Genomic DNA, 22,257 nt, shown 5'->3' on the forward strand with positions numbered 1-22,257 from the left:
CTTGATTAACCAATTAGTAATCAATTTTTTATTTTACTAACAGAGTTCCTATTCCTCGGCCGGAACGGTCGTGCTAGAGTCAGTGGGCTGTGCTTGTGTAGCCCGCAAAGACTGACGCGCTGCTGCTCGTTGGGCAGCCGGCGAAGATGGTTTGGCAGCGGGCGTCTTGCTTCCTACAGGAGGCGTAGCTGCGGGCGCGGGAGTTGCCCCATCGGCGGGTAAAGCAGCGAGTCGTTGCTTGGCCCCTTCCACGATTTCAGCTACCGGAAACTTATTGTCAATAATAGAATTCAGTGTGGCCCGCGCCTGGAACGTGTCACCCTGCAGAGTGTAGATGTCGGCAATAAGCAGAAAGCCTCGACCCTGCCACTGTGCATACTTAGACGTATTCGTTTTGTAAGCTGCGTCCAACGCCTCGTTGTACTTCTTCTGGTCAAACAGGATTTGAGCGATTAGGTACTGTGCTTCGGCGCCGTTCTCGTCCGTGGCCGTGCTGGCAGCTGTCGTTAGCTCTGGTATAGCTTGGTCTAGGTTGCCGGCTTTATAGCTAGACTTACCCAAGTACAGTAAAGCAGCATTGGTGGCATTGAGCGAGGCGCTACCCAAGGCCCGTAGCTCCTGGGCCACGCGACGGGTGTTCGTGTAGTCGGCACTCTCGTAATAGCTTAACATTAATCCGATGCCCGCATTCGCCACGTCGCGCTTGTTCTGCGATACTTCCCGCAGGCGAGTGTAGTACTTAATGGCCTCCGAGTAGTTTTTGTTGGCAAATTCAATATCGGCTACCCGGCCCACGGCGCGGTTCACAAACTCGCTTTTGCCTTCCGTAACTACGCTCTTCAAGCCAGCCAAGCCCTCTGTCTGCTTGCCGGTTTTTAGGTACGAATCACTCAAAAAATAACGCCCATCGGCTGCCAGGGCAGTGTTAGGATATTGCTGCAAATAAGCTTCGAGCCGCGGAATGGCTTGGGCATACTTCTCAGCCACATACAATGATTTAGCGGCTTCAAACTCTACGCTTTCGGTAGCTCCGCTTTGTGGGTTTTGCTGCTTGTACTGACCCAAGGCCTGGTCGAATTCCTCCGTCCGACCCATCGCTGCCAAGCTCTCCTGCAATCCCGATAGCGCGCTGGTAGCCGACTTGGTACGCGGATAGCGCTCCAGTACCTGCCGAAAGTCAGCTACGGCTTTATCGTGCTGGTTGAGGTTTGCATACGCTACGCCTCGTTTTTGCAAGGCCTGTGGAATTAAAGCGCTATTGGGCCGGGCCCGAATTAAACGTGAAAACCCATCGACGGCGGGCTGAAAGTTGCCAGCCTCAAACTCAAATTGGGCTTGCTGAAACACCGCATTATCAGCGTAGCGCGACTGGGGGGCAGTTTTGAGCAGCGTATTCAGCGTATTCGTTGCTTCGGCCTGGCGCCCCAGCAGCCCTAGGGTTACGCTTTTTTGGTAATACGCATAGTCCTTATCCGGCGCATTGGAAGCTATGACTTTGTCGTAGCCAGATAAGGCCTGCTTGTAGTCCTTGGCCACATAATAAGTATCGGCCAGGCGTAGCGTTACGTCGTAATAGTTGGGGTCGTTGGAGGGTTGGCGCGTTTCAGAATCCTTCAAATAAGCCTGAAACTGGGGCCGAGCCCGGTCATATTGTTTGGTGTTATAATAAGCATAGCCAAGGCCGTAACGCGCTTTCTGATCGAAGTCCGTTTCGGCGGCGCTGCCTGAGCGGGCTGTGCGCGCGGCGGCGGTATAGCTCTGAATAGCTTCGGGGTACTTTTGACCAATACTATAAATCTCGCCGCGCAGTACCTGAGCCGCGGCGCGCAGGGCATCGTCCTGCGGATACTTAAGCGACTTTTCCAATAAGGGCAGCGCCTCGTTGAACTTGCTGTTGTTGTAGAGCGTAGCGGCCTGCAGATACGTTACGCGCTGATACGTAGCGTTCAGGCGGCTGCTCCTATTGTCCAGGCCTTCTAGGTAGCTGACAGCCTGAGCGTAGTCAGACGAGTTCAAGAAGCTCTCGCTCAGAATATCATCAGCGGCTGACGCGTTTTTGGAGCGCGGATATTTCTTGTTAAAGTCTTTCAGCGCCGCAATGACTTCTGGGGCGTTGCCCAGCTCATAGTTGACCTGTGCGTATTTAATCGTCGCGTTTTCGGTGATATTAGCATCAAATGTGGCCTTACGGGCTGCGTCAAAGGCGTTTAAAGCGGGCTGGTTCTGCTTAAGCTGCAAATAGCTCAGCCCCATATGATAAGCTGCATTCTGCCCTAGTGAGTCTTTGCGCGCCGCCACGCCTTTCAAGCTGTTGATAGCGCCCTTAAAGTCGCCCATCTTATAGTTGGCATACCCGATTTTGTACTGCACGGTCGGGTCCATCTTCTTGCGGCCAGCCCCATAGCGGTTAAAGTATTCGGCGGCCTTCGGAAAATCGCTTTTCTGGTAAAATGCATCGCCCACCAACAGCTGAATCTCGTCGGAGCCCTGAGGCGGCGGGGTCTGGGCCAGGGCTTTAGTACCGTAGGCAATCAGGCCATCGAAGTCGCCTTCTTTGTAATAAATCTGGCTCATTACGGCTGGCACCACGAGGCGGTAACCATCGCTCTGCTCAGCTACGCCCAGGTCGCGGCGGGCGCCAGCAAAGTCGCCGGCACGGAAGGCCAGGTAGCCAGCGTAGTAGCTGCTGGCATAGCGATACTCAGAGCTTCCTTGCTTAGTCCGATCAAATAAGAGCCGCGCCTTATCGAATTCCTTCTGAGCAAAGTAGCCATACGCCAGCTTAAACTCCGATTCTTCTCGCTGCTCCAGCGTCAGGTTGTCGGGGCCAACGCGCTGTAGGTACTCAGTAGCTTTGGGGTAGTTCTTCTTGTCGAAATAGAATTTACCCAGCTGAAAAAAAGCTTCGGGTGCCTTTGGGTGCGCCGGATTATTGGCTGCGAAAGCCAGAATTCGGTCTTCCGCATCAGGGTGGAACAGGTATAGCCCTGATACGGCGTAGTAGTATTCCGCGTCGATGGTGCGGTCGCGCAGTTCGCCGGTGCGGCGCTGGGTTACATCGAGGTAGCGCTGAAAGGACTGTTGAGCCGCGCCATATTTACCCCGGTCGAAGAGTTCGAGGCCTTCTTGGAAGTGACGCTCGTCGGCGGCAAAAACCTGGGTTTGCTGAGCTACGGCCGCTAGCGGAGCCGCAGTGCTGAGCGTGGCGGCTAGCGCCAAGCGGGGAAATAACTTCATTGCGGGGCGTTACAAGAAAGGGCGCAAATGGCCCAGGAATGGCCAAAAGTAGCGAAAAAGTGACGGAGGTTGCTCCAAAACTCTCTCGAATACCCTGGCAACGTGCTGGGGGGCTTTTTTGGTATAGGCAGCCTGGCTACAAACTGGTAGCTGTTACCCACAAGTATCCTTTCAATTTGGTTAGCTGGAACACTGCGCTTCCTTGATAAAAAGGCACTTTTAGCTCGCTGGAGGGCATTTTATATCACAAAATGCTGGTATTGGTCTCAACAGCTAGCGAGCGCACCTTTCTAAACCCTAGGGCATTTAGGGTGCTATTCATTTGCTAATGTCCACTTTCATTGCTGCGCCTAGTAAAGAAAGCCCCCTTATACTCTTTCTTTTATAATTAAAAAAGCCTAGCAGGGAAGGCTGACATAAAACCGCTCTTACCAGCGCAAACTACATTTAGGTCGCAGCCAGTTGCCGCCCAAAATGCTGCCTTAGTAGTCCGTTGACCTTATCTACCGTTAAGGGTTTGCTCAGAAATCCGGCTACGTTTAGTTGCTGCCCCCGCTCCACGTCCTGCGGATGCAGGGAGGTAGTGAGCATGATAATAACTATAGCTTCCTTCTGTTCTAATGGCAGTTGCTGATAAGCGTGCAAGAATTCAAACCCATTCATCACCGGCATATTTACATCCAGCAAAATCAGGGCAGGACAGGCTGCATCTGGGCAATGTTCTTCCAAAAGGGCAAAAGCCTCCTGCCCATTCAGCGCTACCAGCAGTTGATCCGCAACAGCAAGATTCTCCAGTAGTCTCTGATTAAGAAAGTTGTTTACGGGGTCGTCGTCCACTAAGAGGATGCACGGCAGTTTGTCCACGGAATTCTCAACTTGTGGGTTTCGGAAAAAATACGCTTTTCCTTAAAAATATAAATCTGGGGGGCAAAGCTAAGACTTAAACTGAAACCGGATAGTATACACGCATCAGCGCACAATTGATTTTATAGGATTAGCAAGCGGTTCCGCTAACCAACTACTGCGCTTAGTGGCACAGGATGCAGAATAAGGAAAATCAGTTCGCGCAGAATTTCTCCTTCTGTCACGGAGCCTGACTCAATGCCTTTGCTTTGGGCATCGGCGCGGCGCAGCAAGTGAATTATGTCGCGGGTCCGCTGAAAGCTGTAGTTGCGCATGGCCAATTGCGCATCCTTTTGCTGAAAGCTGTTCACCATTCCCAGCTTTTTAAAATCGGCGTCGGAGGGGTTACCGATCTGATGCAGCACGAGCAGCTTGGTAAAAAATCCGAACAGCAGCGTAAGGTTTGGAATAATAGGATTGGCTTTTGGATTCGCCTCGAAGTAATGCAGAATGCGATTAGCCTTCAGCACATCGCGTTGCACTAGGGCCCGCTGCAATTCAAAGATGTTGTAGTCTTTACTAATACCTACTAGGCGCTGCACCAAGTCCTCATCGATAGCCTGGCCGGGCTTGACGTTTAGCAAGAGTTTATCTATCTCATTCGTCAGCCGTCCTAGGTCGGGCCCGATATATTCGCTGAGCATAGCCACGGCCTGGGGGGCAATTTGCTGCTGCTTGCTGCGCACGTAGCCTGTTAACCACGGCGCCACTTGGTTGTCGTAGAGCTTTTTGCTGGTGAGCATGGCCGCGTGCTTGGTCATGGCTTTGGCCAGGGCCTTACGGCCATCTAGGGTTTTGTGCTTGTAACAGAATACGAGCACTGTACTAGCCAGCGGGTTTTTCAAGTAGGCTTCAAAGAATGGATAGCTACTATCCCGCTCTAGATCGGCCACAGCCTGCGCTTCCTTTACGATAACAACCGAACGCTCAGCCATCATCGGAAACCGCCGCGCTTGCCCCAGTATTGTTGCCACGTCTACATCCTTGCCGTACAGCACTACCTGATTGAAGCCGCGCTCATGCTCGGGCATCACGTTTTTCTCAATCAGGTCAGCAATCAGATCTATATAATACGGCTCCTCCCCTTGCAGGAAATACACGGGCGCAAACTGTCGCTGCTGGAACTGCTTCAGAATCTCGTCGGGGCTGAAGTTGGGCACGGAAAGGTGAAGTAGTGAAAGGTGGATTTGTGAAAGCAAAGGTAAGGCACACTTCCTACCTTTGTCTTCCCGACTTCAGCACTTCACCTTTCATCACTTCACGTTTGAACCTTCTCGACGAACTCCGCTGGCGCGGAATGCTCCACGATACCATGCCCGGTACGGCGGAGCACCTAGCCGAACACAAACCCATCAGCGGCTATATTGGCTTCGACCCGACAGCGGCTTCCCTGCATATTGGCAACCTGGCCACTATTATGTTGCTTGTGCACTTGCAGCGGGCTGGCCACCGGCCCGTAGCCCTTGTGGGCGGAGCTACTGGCATGATTGGCGACCCTTCTATGAAATCATCGGAGCGCAACCTCCTAGATGAGGACACCCTGCGCGTTAATCAAGCCGGAATTCGGGCTCAGCTAGAGAAGTTTCTGGAGTTTAACGACAGCCCCACCGGAGCTGTGTTGGTCAATAACTACGACTGGTTTAAGGAGATTGGCTTCCTACAGTTCCTTCGCGATGTAGGCAAGCACATCACAGTGAACTATATGATGGCTAAAGACTCGGTAAAGCGGCGCTTGGGCACCCCGGAGGCCGAAGGCGAGCAACGCGCCGATGGCCTCTCCTACACTGAGTTCACCTACCAACTTCTTCAGGGTTACGACTTCCGTCACCTGTTCCAAACCCTAAACTGTACCCTACAAATGGGCGGTTCCGACCAGTGGGGCAACATCACCACTGGCACCGAGCTTGTCCGACGCCTGGATGGCGGTAAGGCCTTTGCCCTCACCTGCCCGCTGGTCACGAAGGCCGACGGCACCAAGTTCGGTAAGTCGGAAAGCGGCAATGTGTGGCTTTCGCCCGAGATGACCTCGCCCTACCAATTCTATCAGTTCTGGCTCAATGCCGCCGATGCCGACGCCAGCCGCTTAATTCGTGTGTTCACCTTACTCAGCGAGGCCGAAATTCTGGACTTAGAAGCCCAACACGCCCCCGCCCCCCACCAGCGCATTCTACAGAAAGCTTTGGCCAAAGACGTCACCACCCGCGTCCACTCCGCCGAGGCCTACGAAGCCGCCGTAGCCGCCTCCGAAATCCTTTTCGGCAAAGGCGACCTGGAGGATTTGCAGCGCCTCGACGAGGCTACTCTGCTCGACGTATTTGCAGGCGTCCCGCGTATTGAGGTGCCGCGCACGGAAGCCAGCAGCCTGCTGGTAGCTGATTTGCTTAGCGAAGCCACCCAATACCAGATTTTCCCCTCCAAGAGTGAGGTTAAGAAAATGATTCAGGGTGGCGGCGTGAGCCTCAACCGGCAGAAGGTAGCCGCTGCCGATCAGGCAGTAGCAGAATTGCCTTTGCTTCAGGATAAGTATCTAGTAGCTCAGAAAGGCAAGAAGAACTACTTCTTAATTTCTTTAGTGTAGACACGAAACCTACCCCAATAAAAAAGGGACTCCACCGTAGTGAGGTCCCTTTTTTGTTTCTTGCCCTTTAAGGGGGCAAATGAAACTTACTTCTTCTTGGCAGGTGCAGCCTTCTTAGCAGCTGGAGCAGCAGCCTTCTTAGCAGCTGGAGCAGCAGGGGCTTCGCCGCTGCTATTCTTCATGTTCTGCACTTCGGTGCGGATCTCTTGGGCCATGTTTTTCAACTCTTGCATTCCCTTGCGCACGCGAGTACCGGCGGCCGAGTTTTGCTTGTCGTAAAACTTATCGAAGTCACCTTCCAGCGACATCACTAGGTCCTTGAGCTTGCTAAAATTGTTCATTGGGAAAGGGTTTATGGGGGAAGAAAGAATTGTGTTGACTGGCTCTAATATACAGGGATTTCAAATACAAGCAATATTTCTATTTTTTTTCTAAAACGCCCCCCAGCGCCCACTAGGCCTATTTTTACCCTTAACTTACCACATTACAGCTTCATACAACAAGCCATCAACAAAGAAATAGTACAAAAAATAACGCCGACAGCCCATTAGGCTGTCGGCGTTTCTCATTCAGCGCATTGCTAAACTTACTAGGCTTGCACCGATACTGTATTTTTTGAATAAAGTCCTTTATCCAGCTTTGCAGCTACTGCTTCGAAGGCCGTAATGGTCAAACGGACATCCTCGAGGGTATGCACTGCCGTGGGGATAAGGCGAAGCATAATAACCCCCTTAGGCACCACTGGATAAACCACTATTGAGCAGAAAATACCGTGATTCTCGCGTAAATCGAAGGTTATTTGAGTTGCGTCGGGTATTTCACCGCTCAGGAAAACCGGCGTTACTGGCGACTCTGTAGTACCGATATTGAAACCCTTATCGCGCAATCCGCTCTGTAGTGCCCGTACTACGGTCCACAGGTTGTCTTTTAGTTCTGGTTGCGTGCGGAGGAGCTCCAAACGCTTCAGTGCACCTACTACAAGGGGCATAGGGAGCGATTTGGCGAATATTTGGCTACGCATATTGTATCGCAAATATTCAATTACGCTCTCAGGGCCCGCTACGAAGGCTCCGATGCTTGCCATGCTCTTCGCAAACGTTGAAAAATAAAGATCGATGCCGTCCTGAGCACCCTGTTCTTCGCCTGCTCCAGCTCCTGTAGCGCCCATTGTGCCGAAGCCATGCGCGTCATCAACAAGCAGTCGGAACTGATATTTTTCCTTCAAAGCAACCACCTCACGCAGCTTGCCCATATTGCCCGACATCCCGAAAACTCCCTCCGTGATTACTAGGATACCGCCGCCGGTTTCGGCAGTCATTCGGGTCGCGCGTTGCAGTTGCTTATCCAAGCTTTCCATATCGTTGTGCGGATACACAAAGCGCTTACCCTGGTGCAGGCGTACGCCATCGATGATGCAGGCATGCGACTCAGCATCGTACACAATCACATCGTGGCGATTTACGAGTGCATCAATAATAGATACGATGCCCTGGTAGCCAAAATTGAGCAGTAGTGCGTCGGGCTTCGATACGAAGTCAGCCAATTCAGCTTCCAACTGCTCGTGCAGATTGGTGTTGCCACTCATAATACGAGCTCCCATGGGCGTGCCCATGCCCCACTCGGCGGCCGACTCAGCATCGGCGCGGCGCACCTCAGGGTGATTGGCCAGGCCTAGGTAATTATTGAGGCTCCAGGTGAGCACTTCCTTGCCGCGGAAAATCATGCGGGGCTTAATTTCGCCCTCTAGCTTGGGAAAAGTGAAGTAGCCATGCGCGTAATGCGAGTGGCTGCCCAATGGGCCGCGGTTGGAAGCAATCTTCTCGAAAAGATCCACGGAGGAATAAATTAAATGTGAAATGAAAACGGTGGGTACGCTAGGCACAACCGCCGTGCATGTGCAAAGTTATGGCAAATCACCTAGGGAACCGCCTTGTGTCTGGCTTTCTACTTGGCTGAGAAGCGCTAAAAATGCCCCCCAGCGCTTCTTCGGGCAGGCAGAATGGTGTTTCTTTGGGCTAAGTTAGTTAAGTGACGCGCGTTGTTTGTAACCAGTATAGCACAAAAAATTGACTTTATAGGCTTCAGCTGCCCTACAACGCCCTAACCGCAGCCTAAATTTCCCAACCCACCTCCATGAAGCAAATAAAAAAATTGCTTGTCGCCAATCGGGGCGAAATCGCCCTACGCGTTTTACGTTCAGCCCGCGAAATGGGCCTTCAAACTGTAGCAGTCTACAGCGAGGCTGACCGCCATGCCCTGCACGTGCGCTACGCCGATGAGGCGGTATGCCTAGGCGGCCCTCAATCCAGCGAGAGCTACCTGCGCGGCGACAAGATTCTGGAGGTGTGCCGCCAGCTAGGTGTCGATGCTATTCACCCCGGCTACGGGTTTTTGAGCGAGAATGCCACCTTCGCCAGGATGGTGAAAGACGCTGGACTCATTTTCGTTGGTCCCTCGCCCGAGGCTATGGAGCTCATGGGATCTAAGCTAGCCGCTAAAGCTGCCGTGGCTAACTTCAATATCCCGATGGTGCCCGGCACCGAGGAGGCCATTACTGACGTGGAAGCGGCCAAAGCAGTGGCCCGCCAAGTTGGCTTCCCCATTCTGATTAAGGCCTCGGCAGGTGGCGGTGGCAAAGGCATGCGCATCGTGAATGCCGAAGGAGAGTTTGAGGAGCAAATGCAGTTGGCTGTGTCGGAAGCTACCAGCGCCTTCGGCGACGGGGCTGTCTTTATTGAGAAGTATATCGGCTCGCCTCGCCACATTGAGATTCAGGTGCTGGGCGATGAGCACGGCAACATTGTGCATCTGTTTGAGCGTGAATGCAGCATTCAGCGCCGCCATCAGAAGGTAATTGAGGAAGCACCATCATCCGTACTCACACCCGAGCTACGCGACCGTATGGGCCGCGCCGCCGTTGATGTGGCGCGCGCCTGCGACTACACGGGGGCTGGTACAGTCGAGTTTTTGCTCGATGAAAATTACAACTTCTACTTTCTGGAGATGAATACGCGCCTTCAGGTAGAACACCCCGTAACAGAACAAATCACGGGACTAGATCTTGTAAAAGAACAGATTCGGGTGGCTCAGGGTGAGCCCCTGCCCTTCCAGCAATCTGATCTTACTATCACCGGCCACGCTCTGGAGTTGCGCGTTTACGCCGAAGACCCCGCTAATAACTTCCTACCCGATATCGGTACGCTCACCACCTACGTGCGCCCCCAAGGTCCAGGTGTCCGCGTTGATGATGGCTTCGAACAAGGTATGGACATCCCGATTTATTACGACCCAATGATTGCCAAGCTCGTCACCTTTGGTAAAGACCGCGCTGAAGCCATTGCCCGCATGTTGCGTGCCATCGACGAGTATCAGATTACCGGCATCCAGACCACCTTGCCCTTCGGTCGCTACGTGCTTCAGCACCCGGCTTTCGTGGGGGGCAATTTTGACACAAACTTCATCCGCGACCATTTCACGCCCGCTGATTTGGCCCCCAGCACCGACGACGAAGCAGAAATCAATAAGCTAGCGGCCGTGCTCGCAGCCAAACTCCTCACGGAGAAAAAACCAAAAGTGGCCACTGTCACTGAAACCGCATCAGCTACTGGCTCAGCGTGGAAGCGTAACCGGTTGGGCACTCGATAGAATATGATGCCTTCATATACGCAAAAAGCCTGGCCAACTTGGTCAGGCTTTTTGTTTTAAATACAGGATGAATCAGTAGCTGAAAGTCGTTTGACTAAATCAAATCCGTTAACTGCTGCACGCCCAGCGTCCGCTCACGGGTAAAGCCTTCGCCAAACTCGACTCCTATCAAATGCCCGAACTCCCGGGCGCGGGCCTCCATAAACTTAGAGAAAGCGAGGGTAGATAAATAAGTAACTGGTTCGGTGCTGGCTTCATCAAAAAACTGGCTTTTGAAGGCCCGAATAGCTTCCCATTTCTTTTCCCAAAACTCAGAGATGTCAACTACAAAATCGGGGGCAATTTGCCGATCTTGGATGAAGTGATACACTAGGCGAGGGCGCCAGGCAGCTTGAGGCTGGCCATGCTCGTCTAGTGTTTCAATCATCTTCAGCCCCGAAAGAAAGCAAGATTCGGAACCGAGCTGCGAGCCCCGACCGTGGTCGGGGTGGCGGTCGTGGATGGCATTGAGCAGCACAATATCCGGCTGGTAGCGGCGCACGGCGGCAATGATAGGCAGCTGGTGCTCGCGGTCATTTTGGAAGAAGCCATCAGCTAAGCCCAGGTTTTCGCGGACGTGCAGGCCCAGCACTTTGGAGGCCGCTTCCGCTTCTGCCGCTCGTATTTCGGGTGTGCCGCGCGTGCCCAGTTCTCCGCGCGTCAGGTCAACGATGCCAACTTTTTTGCCCGCTGCCACCGCCGCTAGCAGCGTGCCAGCGCAGGACATTTCGGCATCGTCGGGGTGGGCGGCAATGGCTAGTATATCTAATTTCATTCAGTTGGGTGGTTGAAACGTAAATGGCTTACTCGGTACCTGCTTTGTTGTCTGCTGAATTATCAGAACAACAAAGCAGGTACCGAGTAAGCCATTTGAAGCATTAGTAAGAAGCGCTTTACTTTATACGAAGTGTCCGGCCAATTCGTAGCGTAGCAGTGCCACCGTTGAGCCGTTTAATCTGACTTACGGACACCCCATATTTTTGTGCGATTTCAGACAGGGTATCCCCACTTCGAATTTTGTGATTCACGATGCGCCGGGCCGCCGTAGGTTTGCTGCTATTACTACTAGAAGACGAACGGCTCTGCAACGCCCGGCTGTAGTAGTTAAACAGCGCCGAGGTGATCTGAAAGTTGTCCTGCCGGAGCTTATAATCGGGGAAGTCATACATCCGATCAGGATCAATGGGGTTACCCTCGTAGCGTACTTCAAAGTGTAGGTGTGAGCCTGTACTGCGCCCCGTGCTTCCGCCTAAACCAATCACTTCTCCAGCTTTCACAAACGTGCCAGTCGTTACCAAAGCTTTGCTTAAGTGACCATACAGGGTCTCTACGCCATTATAATGGCGTACAAGCAGGTAGTTGCCATAGCCGCTGCCATCCCACTTAGAGATACGAATTACCCCATCAAACGCAGCACGTACTGTGTCGCCGGTTTCTAGGTCCAAGTCAACGCCATAGTGCCAACGACTACCCCTGAAACCGAAATCGGAAGTGGTAGGAGTCGTCTCTAGAGGCATTTTACCATAACGCTTCCGGGGTGGATCTACCAGTTTGAGTGTCAACGTGTCTCTGATCCGGCGGCCATCTACCCGGTAGGGATTAATGTTGCGCGTATCCCAGATAGCATAGTAGCCGGCTACTTTCACCCAGGAACTATCAATGCGTACTTCCTCCGACATCTCCACGATGTGCTGCTCGCCTTGATTAAGGGAGCTGGTATCCTCGCTTACAATGGACAGCTTGCGGGCCGGATTGAAAAAGATAGATTTTGCCGCTTCCGAATTGTCGTCGGGCAGATCTTCGGTTTTAATTAAGATGGTGGTGTCAGGCCGCACGTAGCGGATTGTGGGCGACTTAGCGCGGAAGAAATCTTTCCGTTGGCCCGCAGCGCCCGCTTTGGCCTTCGGCTCAGGGGCCTTTCGACGCTGAGCCTGAGCAGAGTTGGGCCACACTAATAGCAACCCAATCATTAACAGAGACAGCAGCCCGTATTTCAAAAAATTCAACAAAAGCTAGAGACGTTGAGACGTTCTTTGCCCCTGGGGGGCAATTTTAAGACGGCAAGGTAAGCAACCAAACGTGAAAGGTCGAGTTGCTAGTGTGCAGTTAATGGCAAGACTAATGCTCCAAACAGAAAGTGATATTGTTTGTGCACGGGCTAACGCTACGACAAAAATAAGCTCAACTAGCTAAAGCTAGCTAGTTGAGCTTACTATCAGAGGGCGTCTGCTTGTTTGATTAAACTTCTAGTGCTCTCCTAAAGCAGCCAAATACCGTTCAGCATCTAGGGCAGCCATGCAGCCAGTACCAGCGGCTGTTACAGCCTGACGGTACGTATAGTCCTGCACGTCGCCGCAGGCGAAAACGCCGTCAACATTGGTTTTGGAAGAGCCAGGGATAGTTTTCAGATAGCCTTGCTCGTCGTGGTGCAGATAAGGCTGGAAAATCTTGGAGTTGGGCTCATGTCCAATTGCCACGAAAAAGCCATCTACCGGAATTTCGCGGGTTTCGAGTGTTAGGGTGTTTTTTACACGTACGGCTTCCACAGCGTGCTCGCCTAAGATCTCGTCCGTTACGGTGTTCCAGAGCACTTCTATCTTAGGGTTATCAATTACTCGCTTCTGCATGATTTTTGAAGCGCGCATCTCTCCTTTTCGCACAATCATGTACACTTTCGAGCACAGATTAGCCAAGTAAGTAGCTTCCTCAGCCGCTGTGTCGCCTGCTCCTACGATGGCTACTTCTTTACCGCGATAAAAGAACCCGTCACAAACAGCACAAGCCGATACACCTGAACCATTCAACCGGGCCTCCGACTCCAACCCTAGCCACTTAGCCGAAGCCCCGGTGGCAATGATTACAGTATCCGCAGTGATGGTTTTGTGCTCGTCGATGGTTACTTGATGTGGATGTCCCGAAAAGTCGACTGCTGTAGCCAGGCCATACCGAATATCCGTCCCAAACCGCTCGGCTTGATTCTTCAAATCTTCCATCATGGCCGGTCCCATTACCCCATCAGGGTAGCCAGGGAAGTTCTCGACATCATTCGTAATGGTGAGCTGACCACCGGGCTGTAGACCCTGATACATTACGGGTTGCATGTTTGCGCGGGCAGCATAAATAGCTGCTGTATAGCCGGCTGGCCCCGAGCCAATAATCAAACACTTTATGTGTTCCGAGTTGGTATTTTCCATTGCTGGTTAAAAGCAGAAAAGCAAGTAAAGTAGATGAGGCGCTGACTTTAGCTTTGCGTCCTCATGGCAAAGTAACAACAGAATAAAATGCCCCCCAGGTCCATTTTACCGGTTAGGAGACTTAAATCTTAAGCTGTGTGTAACAAAAAACCCCAACGAATAGGCTGGGGTTTTTGAATCTGGGGGGCAAATTTTATCCCAAGTAAGGCTTCAACGCTTTAGAGCGCGAAGTATGACGCAAGCGGCGAATTGCTTTCTCCTTGATCTGGCGGACCCGCTCCCGAGTAAGGCTGAACTTTTCTCCTATTTCTTCAAGCGTGAGGGAGTGCTCTCCGTTCAAGCCAAAATAAAGGGTGATTACGTCCGCCTCACGCTTGGTTAGCGTGGAGAGGGCGCGCTGCACTTCCTTGCGCAGCGAGTCGTTCATAAGGCCCGTATCAGGCGATTCCTCGTCCTCGTTTTCGAGCACGTCGAGCAGGCGGTTTTCTTCACCTTGCACAAACGGCGCATCAACGGACACGTGGCGGCCCGAAATCTTGAGCGTATCAACTACCTCAGAGGTAGTCAGTTCCAATACTTCGGCAATTTCTTCGGGCGAAGGCTCGCGCTCAAATTTTTGCTCTAGTTCAGAGAAGGATTTCGAAATCTTGTTTAGGGAACCAACCCGGTTCAGCGGCAGACGCACAATGCGCGACTGCTCAGCCAAGGCTTGTAGAATGGACTGACGAATCCACCAAACGGCATAAGAAATAAACTTAAAGCCGCGGGTTTCATCAAAACGCTTAGCTGCCTTGATCAAACCAAGGTTACCCTCGTTGATCAAGTCGCCGAGCGACAAACCTTGGTTCTGGTACTGCTTGGCTACTGATACCACGAAGCGCAGGTTAGCTTTGGTAAGCTTTTCCAGTGCCTGTTGGTCGCCTTCCCTAATCCGCTGCGCCAGCGTTACCTCCTCGTCGGGGGTGAGCAAATCCACTTTGCCAATCTCCTGGAGGTATTTATCCAGCGACTGGCTTTCGCGGTTGGTGATTTGCTTGCTGATTTTAAGCTGTCTCATTGCGGGCGCGAAAGAGTTGTATTATAATAATTTTTGAACATTACTGATACCTTTTACGGCTACCGGTCAGTTTAGGGCAACATGACGGTAGCCGCGAAAGTTCGACGGATTAAGCTTGAGCTTCACCGTTGTCGGCCGCCGTACGTTCGGGGCGGGGCAATAAAACTTTGCGGGAGAGACGATACTTACCGGTTTTCTTATCGATATCGAGCAGCTTTACGTCAATTTCTTGACCAACTTCTAGTACACCTTCCAAACTATTCAGGCGCTCATGCCCTACTTCCGAAATGTGGAGTAGGCCATCTTTGCCAGGCATAATCTCTACGAAAGCACCGTAAGGTTGGATACTGCGAACTTTGCCTTTATAGGTTTCGCCTACCTCTGGCTGAGCTGCAATAGCGCGGATGCGGCTGATAGCAGCTTCCATGTCCTCTTGGTTGGAAGCATAGATGCTTACGTGACCTTTCTCGTCTTTCTCTTCGATAATTACCGTAGCGTTGGTGTCTTTCTGGATCTGCTGAATGACTTTGCCGCCAGGTCCGATAATAGCACCAATGAATTCTTTCTCGATCAGCATTTTGTGCGAGCGGGGCGTGTGCGGCTTCATGTCGGACGCTGGTTGGCTGATGGTCTTCGCCATTTCGGCCAGAATGTGCAGACGACCTTCGCGAGCCTGGTGCAAAGCAGCAGTTAGGATTTCGCTGCTCAACCCTTGGATTTTGATATCCATCTGGCAAGCCACAATACCCTTCTCCGTGCCGGTCACCTTGAAGTCCATATCACCCAAGTGGTCCTCGTCACCGAGAATATCGGACAATACAGCATATTCGCCGGTTTCCTTGTCTTGAACAAGGCCCATAGCAATGCCCGATACAGCGGCGCGAACTTTAACACCCGCGTCCATCAATGCTAGTGAACCAGCACACACCGTAGCCATTGATGAAGAGCCATTCGACTCCAGGATATCCGACACGATACGGATAGTGTAGGGATTCTCATCTTCACCTGGCAATACACGCTTTAAAGAACGCATAGCCAAGTTACCGTGACCGATTTCGCGACGACCAGGGCCGCGGTTAGGCTTTACTTCACCAGTTGAAAAAGCTGGGAAGTTGTAGTGTAGCATGAACTTGCTGTAGCCCGAAAGCATAGCCGAGTCAATGATCTGCTCATCAAGCTTGGTACCTAGGGTTACCGTAGTCAATGACTGCGTTTCGCCGCGCGTGAACAGAGCCGAACCATGAGCACCGGGCAGGTAATTAATTTCGCTCCAGATGGGGCGAATTTCCGTGAGCTTACGACCATCCAAGCGCGTGCGCTCTTTGATCATCATGTCGCGGATAGCTTTCTTCTCAGCTGAGGCATGGTAGCGGCCGAACATTTTCATGTTCAACTCGGGCTGCTCGAGCAACAGTGTTTCTAGCAATTCCTTTTTAATGGCACCAAAGCCTTCCTTGCGGCCTTGCTTGCTGGTATTGCCCGAATAAGCGATAGTATAAGCTTTCTGATACACAGCATCCGTAATGCGTTGCTTCAGTTCGGCATCTTCCTCGTACTTTGGATAATCGCGCTTAACAGCGGCTTTTTCAACCACGGCGCCAAGCTCCATTTGCACGCGCACTTGCTCTTTAATGGCTTCGTGAGCGTAGGCAATGGCTTGCACCATTTCTTCTTCGCTTACTTCATTCATCTCACCTTCCACCATAGCCACTGAATCTGCAGTGGCACCAACGATAAGGTCGATGTCGGCGCGGGCAATGTCAGCGGTTTTAGGGTTGATTTGCAGCTTGCCATCAATGCGCGCTACCCGAACCTCCGAGATAGGACCAGCAAACGGAATGTCCGAAACGGACAAGGCAGCTGAGGCAGCCAAAGCGGCCAGCGCATCGGGTTGTACATCTTTGTCGGCCGAGATCAGCGAAATCATCACTTGTACTTCGTAGTGATAATCCTTGGGGAACATGGGACGCAGGATGCGGTCAACAAGACGGCTTACGAGGATCTCGTAATCCGACAGGCGACCTTCACGGCGTTGGAACGAACCGGGAATCTTACCGGCCGAGCCAAATTTCTCCTGATAATCAACAGACAACGGCAGGAAGTCAACGCCTTCGCGCTGGCTTGGCTGCGATACTACTGTAGCCAGCAGCATAGCGTCGCCGAGGCGTACCACTACCGCCCCATCGGCGAATTTGGCCAGCTTGCCAGTTTCTAGGGTTATCTGCCGACCGTCGGGCAGCGTAATACTTTTGGTAATAGCGTGGTAATTAGGCATCAGAAAGATTGCTTGGAAAAGCGACAGCGGGCGAGCAGCCAAAAAAACAATGCCGGCAGTCGGCACTATTTTACTCTAAAATCGTCTGGGAGGCAATTTGTAAGCTAAACAGCCAATCCCAACTAAAAAGTGACCAAACAGGCCAAAAAAAGAGCAGGGAACCCTCTTCAGAGGGCTCCCTGCTCCTGCGGGCGGGGTTACTTGCGGATACCCAGCTCCTTAATGATTGCGCGGTAGCGATTTATCTCGCGGTGCTGCAGATAATCGAGCAGACGACGACGCTTACCTACAAGTTTGAGCAGGCCCAAACGGGTAGAGAAATCCTTCTTGTTCACCTTCAAGTGCTCTGTCAGGTGCGTGATGCGGTGCGTGAACAGCGCGATTTGAGATTCGGCCGAACCGGTATCGGTGGCGGACTTAGAGAGGCTATTTTCAGCGAAAATAGCTTGTTTTGCTTCGGTAGTGAGTTTCATCGGCAGATAGGAATTACCCGTCTGGAATTAAAATATGAGAAAAAAAGGCCACCCCGCATTTCGAGGTGGCCGCAAAGGTAAGGGTTTTTATTGCTCGTTGTTCGTTTTTAGCGGTTTGTTTTCGTCGTAGTTAGCCTATGACAGCCTTTTTGCGCAACCTGCTTATACACTCTAAAAAAACCAAAACGCATAAATAAAAGCTTAGGCTGCCCGCCGATATCCGCGAAACGGCCAGCGAATCTTAGCGGGCAGGCGGCGCCAGAAGTCAACCTCCAGGACACCCGAGTCGCGGCGGGCCTGATATAAAAAGAAAAGCCCAACGGGGAGTAGCAAAGCATCGGCAATCCACATACCAAGCCCTACCGGTAGCACACCCTCGCGGCCATACTTCTCCCCCATTATGGAGGCTACATAGTAGATTATAAAGAACAGGATTGAAATGAGGACAGGCACTCCCAAGCCGCCTTTCTTAATAATAGCTCCAAGTGGTGCTCCTATCAAAAACATGATCAGTACGGCGGCTGACTGGGTGTATTTGCGGTAGATTTCAATGCGGTAGTTGCCCGTCTCACGTGCCAGGGTAGATAGCCGTTCCACCGAGCTGCTTAAGTAGCCGCGCAGGTTACGGGCCCGATTGGTGGCCTGCTGCACCTGGCCCAAGGTAAGGGGGGGCAATTTTGTTGGCGGCACCTGCCAGCTGGCCACTTTCATGTTAGCGGCTCGCCCGGTGGTGTCGAGGCGCATATGCACATAGTAAGGATTTAGCATGCGTACCTGCTGCTGACGCTCAGTACCCAGCCGCCGGTGAAGTGAGTCGGTGTACTGATGCAAGCGGGGCAGGTTCATCATCATCTTATTCTCCGTGAACAGTTCCTGCTGGGTCCGATTCAGGTCGAATGATGCCAGGGAGAAGGTAATCAGGTTGCGCGAAAATGCTTGGCGTACGAAGCTGGCCCCGGCCCGGTCGCGGGCATCAGGCTGCTCCACATAGGTTACTCCATTGAATAGCTCAAGTCCCAAATATTGACCTCCAAACCGCATAAACATGCGCCCTGAGTCGGCCAGAATAACCGTCGAGTTGCCTTGGGTGCCCGTGTGGTCATAAATCATCACTCCCTTCAGCAGGTCGCCATTCTCACCAGCCTTCTCGTTTACCTTGATTGTGTAGCCGGGAATGCCATTGTAAAAAATGCCCTCCCTAATATCGAGCGATAGTTTTTGCTGGCGCACGTCCCATAGCAAGCTATAAGCGTTCAAATTGGCTTTGGGTACAATCGTATTGTTAAACCAGAAAGCGCCCACGGCTAGGAATGCACTTACCAACATCACGGGCATCAAAATCCGCGTGAGCGAAATGCCAGACGTTTTAATGGCAGTCAGTTCCTGATGCTCACCTAGAGTGCCATACGTCATTAGTGAAGACAGCAGCACAGCCAAAGGCAATGCAATAGGCACCATCAGCACACTAAAGAAGAACAGCAATTGTCCTATAACAGCGAAGCCCAGGTCTTTGCCGATGATATCGTCCATGTACTTGAGCATATACTGCGTGAGCAGAATAAACTCAACTACGGCGAAGGTGAGCAAGAAAGGGCCAGCAAAAGCCTTGAGAATTAGCTTATCGAGTTTCTTCATCGTTTGATTGGAGAAGCACCGCTGGGGGGCTTTTCCACTAAAAAAGGAGCAGTAAGTAAACGTAGCAACCGCCCGTTTAGCTTCCGCTCCTTTGTATTTTTTAAGAATAACCCGTCCTATCCCCCGACTTGTTCCCGTAGCTTTATGATCAGGCTATCCCACATTTCCTGCAATTCTTCCTCGTCCGTCTCCTCTGAGTAGTCGAGCACCCGCAAATATACTTCCTGAGTAAGCTGCGATTCTTCAAGGGTGAAATCGAGATAATTTGCGTCCGGGGTCAGGCGCTTGTTCTGATCCAGAAAAACGTAGCGCACCGATCGGTTAGTACGATGCGAACTCATTTCAGCATAATGCGGCTGGTTATCCCAGATAAAATTATAGCGGTGGTCCTCATCGATTCTTACATCCTGACAAAACCATTGGGTTAGTCCCGATGCTGAGGCCAAGTACGGATACAAGATTTTTGGTGAAGCATTGATAGGATATTCTACCGTAAAACGGTGTTTCGAGCGAGTTGCAGAAAGCGGCATAAGGCAGATAAGTAAAAGAGACCGGAATCAAACCTATTCCGAAAGATGATAGGTCGAAGGCAATATACACGGGTTTTTTTTCTGTAAGGATTGCATCGGGTCAAATCTTGTGCCTACCTTTGCGGCACCAAAAACCCGGCGGGGTAGCTCAGTTGGTTAGAGCACAGGATTCATAACCCTGAGGTCACGAGTTCAACTCTCGTCCCCGCTACAAGAAAAGGCCTTCCTACCTCAGGAAGGCCTTTTTCGTTTTGCAACACATTTGTTAGCGTTGACAGCTTCCAGTTGTAAACAGCACGTATAAAATCAAAGTCGATTTTGAAGCGTGTGCAAAATAGAGGCTATTAGCTGAACAATCCATTAAGTTTTCTTCAGTAAAATATCAGTAACCTACCACAAGGTTAACTGACTAGCTCGACTAAGCGACTTTACTATCGACCAAGCTATATCTAATAAGTATTTACAGTCAATCGATTGTGCAGTTCAATTTTCCTTTGAACATTAGCTCCTCAAAGCTTCCTATTATCTCCCTGTACAAGAGATAAATTCACGTTTGGCAAGCGCTGTGTCAACTAGCTATGAGCCCGTTAGTGGCATAGGTAGGCTCTGTTTTGAACTCCCGTTTTACCTCGCTCGATGACCACTACCAGGAAAAATATCTTCGCTGTCAGCTTAATCACGTCGCTATTTTTTCTGTGGGGCTTTGCTCTTCATTTGAATCCAATCTTAATTCCACATTTGAAGAAGGCGTGCCAGCTAACTGATGCTCAATCAGCCCTAATTGATTCGGCTTCCTACATTGCTTACTTCCTGCTGGCGATTCCTGCAGGGCAATTTATGAAGCGGTTCGGCTATAAGGGCGGTATCCTGTTGGGGTTGCTGCTATTCGCTGGGGGGGCATTTTTGTTTTATCCGGCTGCCTCAGCCCGCTCCTATCCCTTTTTTCTGGCAGCGCTTTTCATCATTGCCTGCGGTCTGACATTTTTAGAGACGGCGGCTAATCCTTATATCACCGTTCTCGGCGACCCAGAAAGCGCAACTCAGCGTCTTAATTTTGCCCAGTCGTTTAACGGCCTGGCCGCAACGCTAGCCCCCTTTTTAGGCGGCATATTTATCTTATCTGGTAACACCCTTTCGACGCAGGACGAAGCCAGTATGCCGCGCGAGCAACTCGATAGTTATTTAAGCGCCGAGGCAGCCTCCGTACAGGTGCCTTATCTGCTCATCGGCGGCGTGGTGCTGCTGGTGGCCTTGCTGCTTTACTTCACCCGCCTGCCCGACATTGTGGACGAAGACCGCGGAACCGAAGCCGAGCGGCCCTTGCTGCGCGAGAAAAACCTGCTATTTGGCGTGTTAGCGCAGTTCTTTTATGTGGGGGCGCAAGTTTGCGTGAGTAGCTTCTTTATTCGGTTTGCGCAGCAGGCCGCAGAAATTGGTGAGAAATCGGCGGCCCGTTATCTGTCGGCTGCATTGCTGAGCTTTATGATTGGGCGCTTTATCGGCACCTTTTTGATGCGCTATATCCCGGCCCCGCGTCTACTGGCGTTGTACAGTTTGCTCAACTTCTTACTGGTATTGCTGGCCGTAATCTTACCAGGTATGCTTTCGGTATACGCACTCATGGGGGTCGAATTTTTTATGTCGATTATGTTTCCCACTATTTTCTCACTGAGCATTCGGGGTCTGGGGGGCAAAACTAAAGAAGGCTCCTCCTTGGTCATCATGGCCATTGTTGGAGGTGCAGTATTCCCCGTGCTTATGGGTCGAGTATCAGATATGAGCACAATACAGACAGCTTATTTAGTCCCCGCATTGTGCTTCCTAGTTGTCTTCTTCTTTGCTCTCAAAAATGCTCGTATCAAGCATGTACGCCTAGTTACAGTTCACTAACCTATGTTCGATTTAACGGGAAAACAAGCTATAATTACGGGAGGGGGTAGCGGTATTGGTCAAGCTATTGCGCTGCGGTTTGCCCGGCAGGGTGCCGAAGTACATATTCTCGACCGAGATGGGGAGGCCGGTCAGCAAACTGCCCAGCAAATACAGGCCGACGGCGGGCTTGCCCACTCGTACGGTGCCGATGTAAGTCAACAAGCTCAGGTAGTTAGTCTTTTTCAGCGCATCGGCCGCGTCGATATTCTAGTTAATAACGCCGGTATTGCGCACGTGGGTAACGTGGAAAACACATCCGAAACTGATTTTGACCGGGTTTATCAAGTGAATGTGAAAGGCGCCTATAACTGTCTGTACGCAGCGGTGCCACTGATGAAAGCGCAAAATGGTGGCGCTATCGTGAACATGGCATCCATTGCCGCCCACGTAGGCCTCACCGACCGTTTCGCTTATTCTATGAGCAAGGGGGCCATTTTTGCTATGACGCTTTCCGTAGCTCGCGATTACCTTACCAGCGATATTCGCTGCAATAGTATCTCGCCGGCCCGGGTGCATACGCCCTTTGTCGATGGGTTTATCAAGCAAAACTACGCCGGTCAGGAAGATGAGATATTTACCAAACTCTCCCAAAGTCAGCCTATTGGTCGCATGGGCCAGCCCGCCGAAGTTGCTACCCTCGCCCTATATCTCTGCTCAGACGAAGCCGGCTTTATCACCGGGTGTGACTACCCCATCGATGGCGGATTTATTAAGTTAAACAGCTAACCAACAACCAGTAAAAAGCCCCCCAGCGCTGCT

At 51.6% G+C, this 22,257-nt stretch carries 16 protein-coding genes, 1 tRNA gene and 1 pseudogene; 5 read left to right on the forward strand and 13 right to left on the reverse strand.

The window, feature by feature from the left end; translation table 11 throughout:
* Nucleotides 1–48: 48 nt before the first annotated feature.
* From ACW9KT_RS10650 to holA, 3 genes are all read right to left on the reverse strand, one after another.
* Nucleotides 49–3,237 (reverse strand): tetratricopeptide repeat protein, encoded by a 3,189-nt coding sequence (locus ACW9KT_RS10650; RefSeq protein ID WP_457080133.1) that lies wholly within the window; start codon nucleotides 3,235–3,237, stop codon nucleotides 49–51.
* Between the two features lie 447 nt (nucleotides 3,238–3,684).
* Nucleotides 3,685–4,101, reverse strand: a complete 417-nt coding sequence (locus tag ACW9KT_RS10655) for a response regulator (protein ID WP_457080135.1) — start codon at nucleotides 4,099–4,101, stop codon at nucleotides 3,685–3,687.
* Nucleotides 4,102–4,247: 146 nt separating this feature from the next.
* Nucleotides 4,248–5,300, reverse strand: a complete 1,053-nt coding sequence (gene holA / locus ACW9KT_RS10660) for a DNA polymerase III subunit delta (protein ID WP_457080137.1) — start codon at nucleotides 5,298–5,300, stop codon at nucleotides 4,248–4,250.
* A 104-nt stretch (nucleotides 5,301–5,404) separates the two neighbouring features.
* Here holA and tyrS point away from each other — a divergent pair, with 104 nt between their 5' ends.
* Nucleotides 5,405–6,718, forward strand: a complete 1,314-nt coding sequence (gene tyrS, locus ACW9KT_RS10665; protein WP_457080138.1) for a tyrosine--tRNA ligase — start codon at nucleotides 5,405–5,407, stop codon at nucleotides 6,716–6,718.
* Between the two features lie 167 nt (nucleotides 6,719–6,885).
* Here the strand turns inward: tyrS and ACW9KT_RS10670 are convergent.
* Together ACW9KT_RS10670 and ACW9KT_RS10675 are read right to left on the reverse strand one after the other, a co-directional pair.
* Nucleotides 6,886–7,059, reverse strand: a pseudogene (locus tag ACW9KT_RS10670) (histone H1); the annotation flags it as partial.
* A gap of 248 nt (nucleotides 7,060–7,307) precedes the next feature.
* Complete coding sequence (locus ACW9KT_RS10675; RefSeq protein ID WP_457080140.1) at nucleotides 7,308–8,552, reverse strand: aminotransferase class I/II-fold pyridoxal phosphate-dependent enzyme; 1,245 nt, start codon at nucleotides 8,550–8,552, stop codon at nucleotides 7,308–7,310.
* Between the two features lie 299 nt (nucleotides 8,553–8,851).
* Between ACW9KT_RS10675 and accC the strand changes: the two genes are divergently transcribed.
* A complete protein-coding gene (gene accC, locus ACW9KT_RS10680; protein WP_457080142.1) occupies nucleotides 8,852–10,363 on the forward strand; it encodes an acetyl-CoA carboxylase biotin carboxylase subunit in 1,512 nt (503 codons plus the stop codon).
* A 94-nt stretch (nucleotides 10,364–10,457) separates the two neighbouring features.
* Here accC and bshB1 read toward each other — a convergent pair whose 3' ends face one another.
* The 8 genes from bshB1 to ACW9KT_RS10720 form a co-directional block, all read right to left on the reverse strand.
* Complete coding sequence (gene bshB1, locus ACW9KT_RS10685; RefSeq protein ID WP_457080144.1) at nucleotides 10,458–11,177, reverse strand: bacillithiol biosynthesis deacetylase BshB1; 720 nt, start codon at nucleotides 11,175–11,177, stop codon at nucleotides 10,458–10,460.
* A gap of 118 nt (nucleotides 11,178–11,295) precedes the next feature.
* Nucleotides 11,296–12,411, reverse strand: a complete 1,116-nt coding sequence (locus tag ACW9KT_RS10690) for a peptidoglycan DD-metalloendopeptidase family protein (RefSeq protein ID WP_457080146.1) — start codon at nucleotides 12,409–12,411, stop codon at nucleotides 11,296–11,298.
* 237 nt (nucleotides 12,412–12,648) lie between these two features.
* A complete protein-coding gene (gene trxB, locus ACW9KT_RS10695; protein WP_457080148.1) occupies nucleotides 12,649–13,596 on the reverse strand; it encodes a thioredoxin-disulfide reductase in 948 nt (315 codons plus the stop codon).
* 193 nt (nucleotides 13,597–13,789) lie between these two features.
* Complete coding sequence (locus tag ACW9KT_RS10700; RefSeq protein ID WP_084447456.1) at nucleotides 13,790–14,653, reverse strand: sigma-70 family RNA polymerase sigma factor; 864 nt, start codon at nucleotides 14,651–14,653, stop codon at nucleotides 13,790–13,792.
* A 109-nt stretch (nucleotides 14,654–14,762) separates the two neighbouring features.
* A complete protein-coding gene (pnp, locus tag ACW9KT_RS10705; RefSeq protein WP_457080150.1) occupies nucleotides 14,763–16,928 on the reverse strand; it encodes a polyribonucleotide nucleotidyltransferase in 2,166 nt (721 codons plus the stop codon).
* Between the two features lie 197 nt (nucleotides 16,929–17,125).
* A complete protein-coding gene (gene rpsO, locus ACW9KT_RS10710) occupies nucleotides 17,126–17,401 on the reverse strand; it encodes a 30S ribosomal protein S15 (protein WP_457080152.1) in 276 nt (91 codons plus the stop codon).
* Nucleotides 17,402–17,602: 201 nt separating this feature from the next.
* Nucleotides 17,603–19,036, reverse strand: a complete 1,434-nt coding sequence (locus tag ACW9KT_RS10715) for an LptF/LptG family permease (RefSeq protein ID WP_457080154.1) — start codon at nucleotides 19,034–19,036, stop codon at nucleotides 17,603–17,605.
* A gap of 116 nt (nucleotides 19,037–19,152) precedes the next feature.
* Nucleotides 19,153–19,566: an START-like domain-containing protein gene (locus tag ACW9KT_RS10720; RefSeq protein ID WP_457080156.1), complete on the reverse strand. Its 414-nt coding sequence runs from the start codon at nucleotides 19,564–19,566 to the stop codon at nucleotides 19,153–19,155.
* 137 nt (nucleotides 19,567–19,703) lie between these two features.
* On the opposite strand from ACW9KT_RS10720, the gene ACW9KT_RS10725 reads away from it, so the two are divergent.
* The 3 genes from ACW9KT_RS10725 (at nucleotide 19,704) to ACW9KT_RS10735 (ending at nucleotide 22,224) form a co-directional block, all read left to right on the forward strand.
* Nucleotides 19,704–19,777: transfer RNA gene (locus ACW9KT_RS10725), tRNA-Met, on the forward strand.
* A gap of 425 nt (nucleotides 19,778–20,202) precedes the next feature.
* Nucleotides 20,203–21,456 (forward strand): L-fucose:H+ symporter permease, encoded by a 1,254-nt coding sequence (fucP, locus tag ACW9KT_RS10730; protein ID WP_457080158.1) that lies wholly within the window; start codon nucleotides 20,203–20,205, stop codon nucleotides 21,454–21,456.
* A 3-nt stretch (nucleotides 21,457–21,459) separates the two neighbouring features.
* A complete protein-coding gene (locus ACW9KT_RS10735) occupies nucleotides 21,460–22,224 on the forward strand; it encodes an SDR family NAD(P)-dependent oxidoreductase (protein ID WP_457080160.1) in 765 nt (254 codons plus the stop codon).
* The last annotated feature ends 33 nt before the right edge of the window (nucleotides 22,225–22,257 follow it).

The sequence above is a fragment of the Hymenobacter sp. HD11105 genome (genome assembly GCF_054051685.1).

Coding starts and splice junctions, on each gene's coding strand:
- ACW9KT_RS10650 (WP_457080133.1), bottom strand. CDS start 3,237: ATGAAGTTATTTCCCCGCTTGGCGCTAGCCGCCACGCTCAGCACTGCG.
- accC (WP_457080142.1), top strand. CDS start 8,852: ATGAAGCAAATAAAAAAATTGCTTGTCGCCAATCGGGGCGAAATCGCC.
- bshB1 (WP_457080144.1), bottom strand. CDS start 11,177: ATGAAATTAGATATACTAGCCATTGCCGCCCACCCCGACGATGCCGAA.
- trxB (WP_457080148.1), bottom strand. CDS start 13,596: ATGGAAAATACCAACTCGGAACACATAAAGTGTTTGATTATTGGCTCG.
- ACW9KT_RS10700 (WP_084447456.1), bottom strand. CDS start 14,653: ATGAGACAGCTTAAAATCAGCAAGCAAATCACCAACCGCGAAAGCCAG.
- pnp (WP_457080150.1), bottom strand. CDS start 16,928: ATGCCTAATTACCACGCTATTACCAAAAGTATTACGCTGCCCGACGGT.
- rpsO (WP_457080152.1), bottom strand. CDS start 17,401: ATGAAACTCACTACCGAAGCAAAACAAGCTATTTTCGCTGAAAATAGC.
- ACW9KT_RS10715 (WP_457080154.1), bottom strand. CDS start 19,036: ATGAAGAAACTCGATAAGCTAATTCTCAAGGCTTTTGCTGGCCCTTTC.
- ACW9KT_RS10720 (WP_457080156.1), bottom strand. CDS start 19,566: ATGCCGCTTTCTGCAACTCGCTCGAAACACCGTTTTACGGTAGAATAT.
- fucP (WP_457080158.1), top strand. CDS start 20,203: ATGACCACTACCAGGAAAAATATCTTCGCTGTCAGCTTAATCACGTCG.
- ACW9KT_RS10735 (WP_457080160.1), top strand. CDS start 21,460: ATGTTCGATTTAACGGGAAAACAAGCTATAATTACGGGAGGGGGTAGC.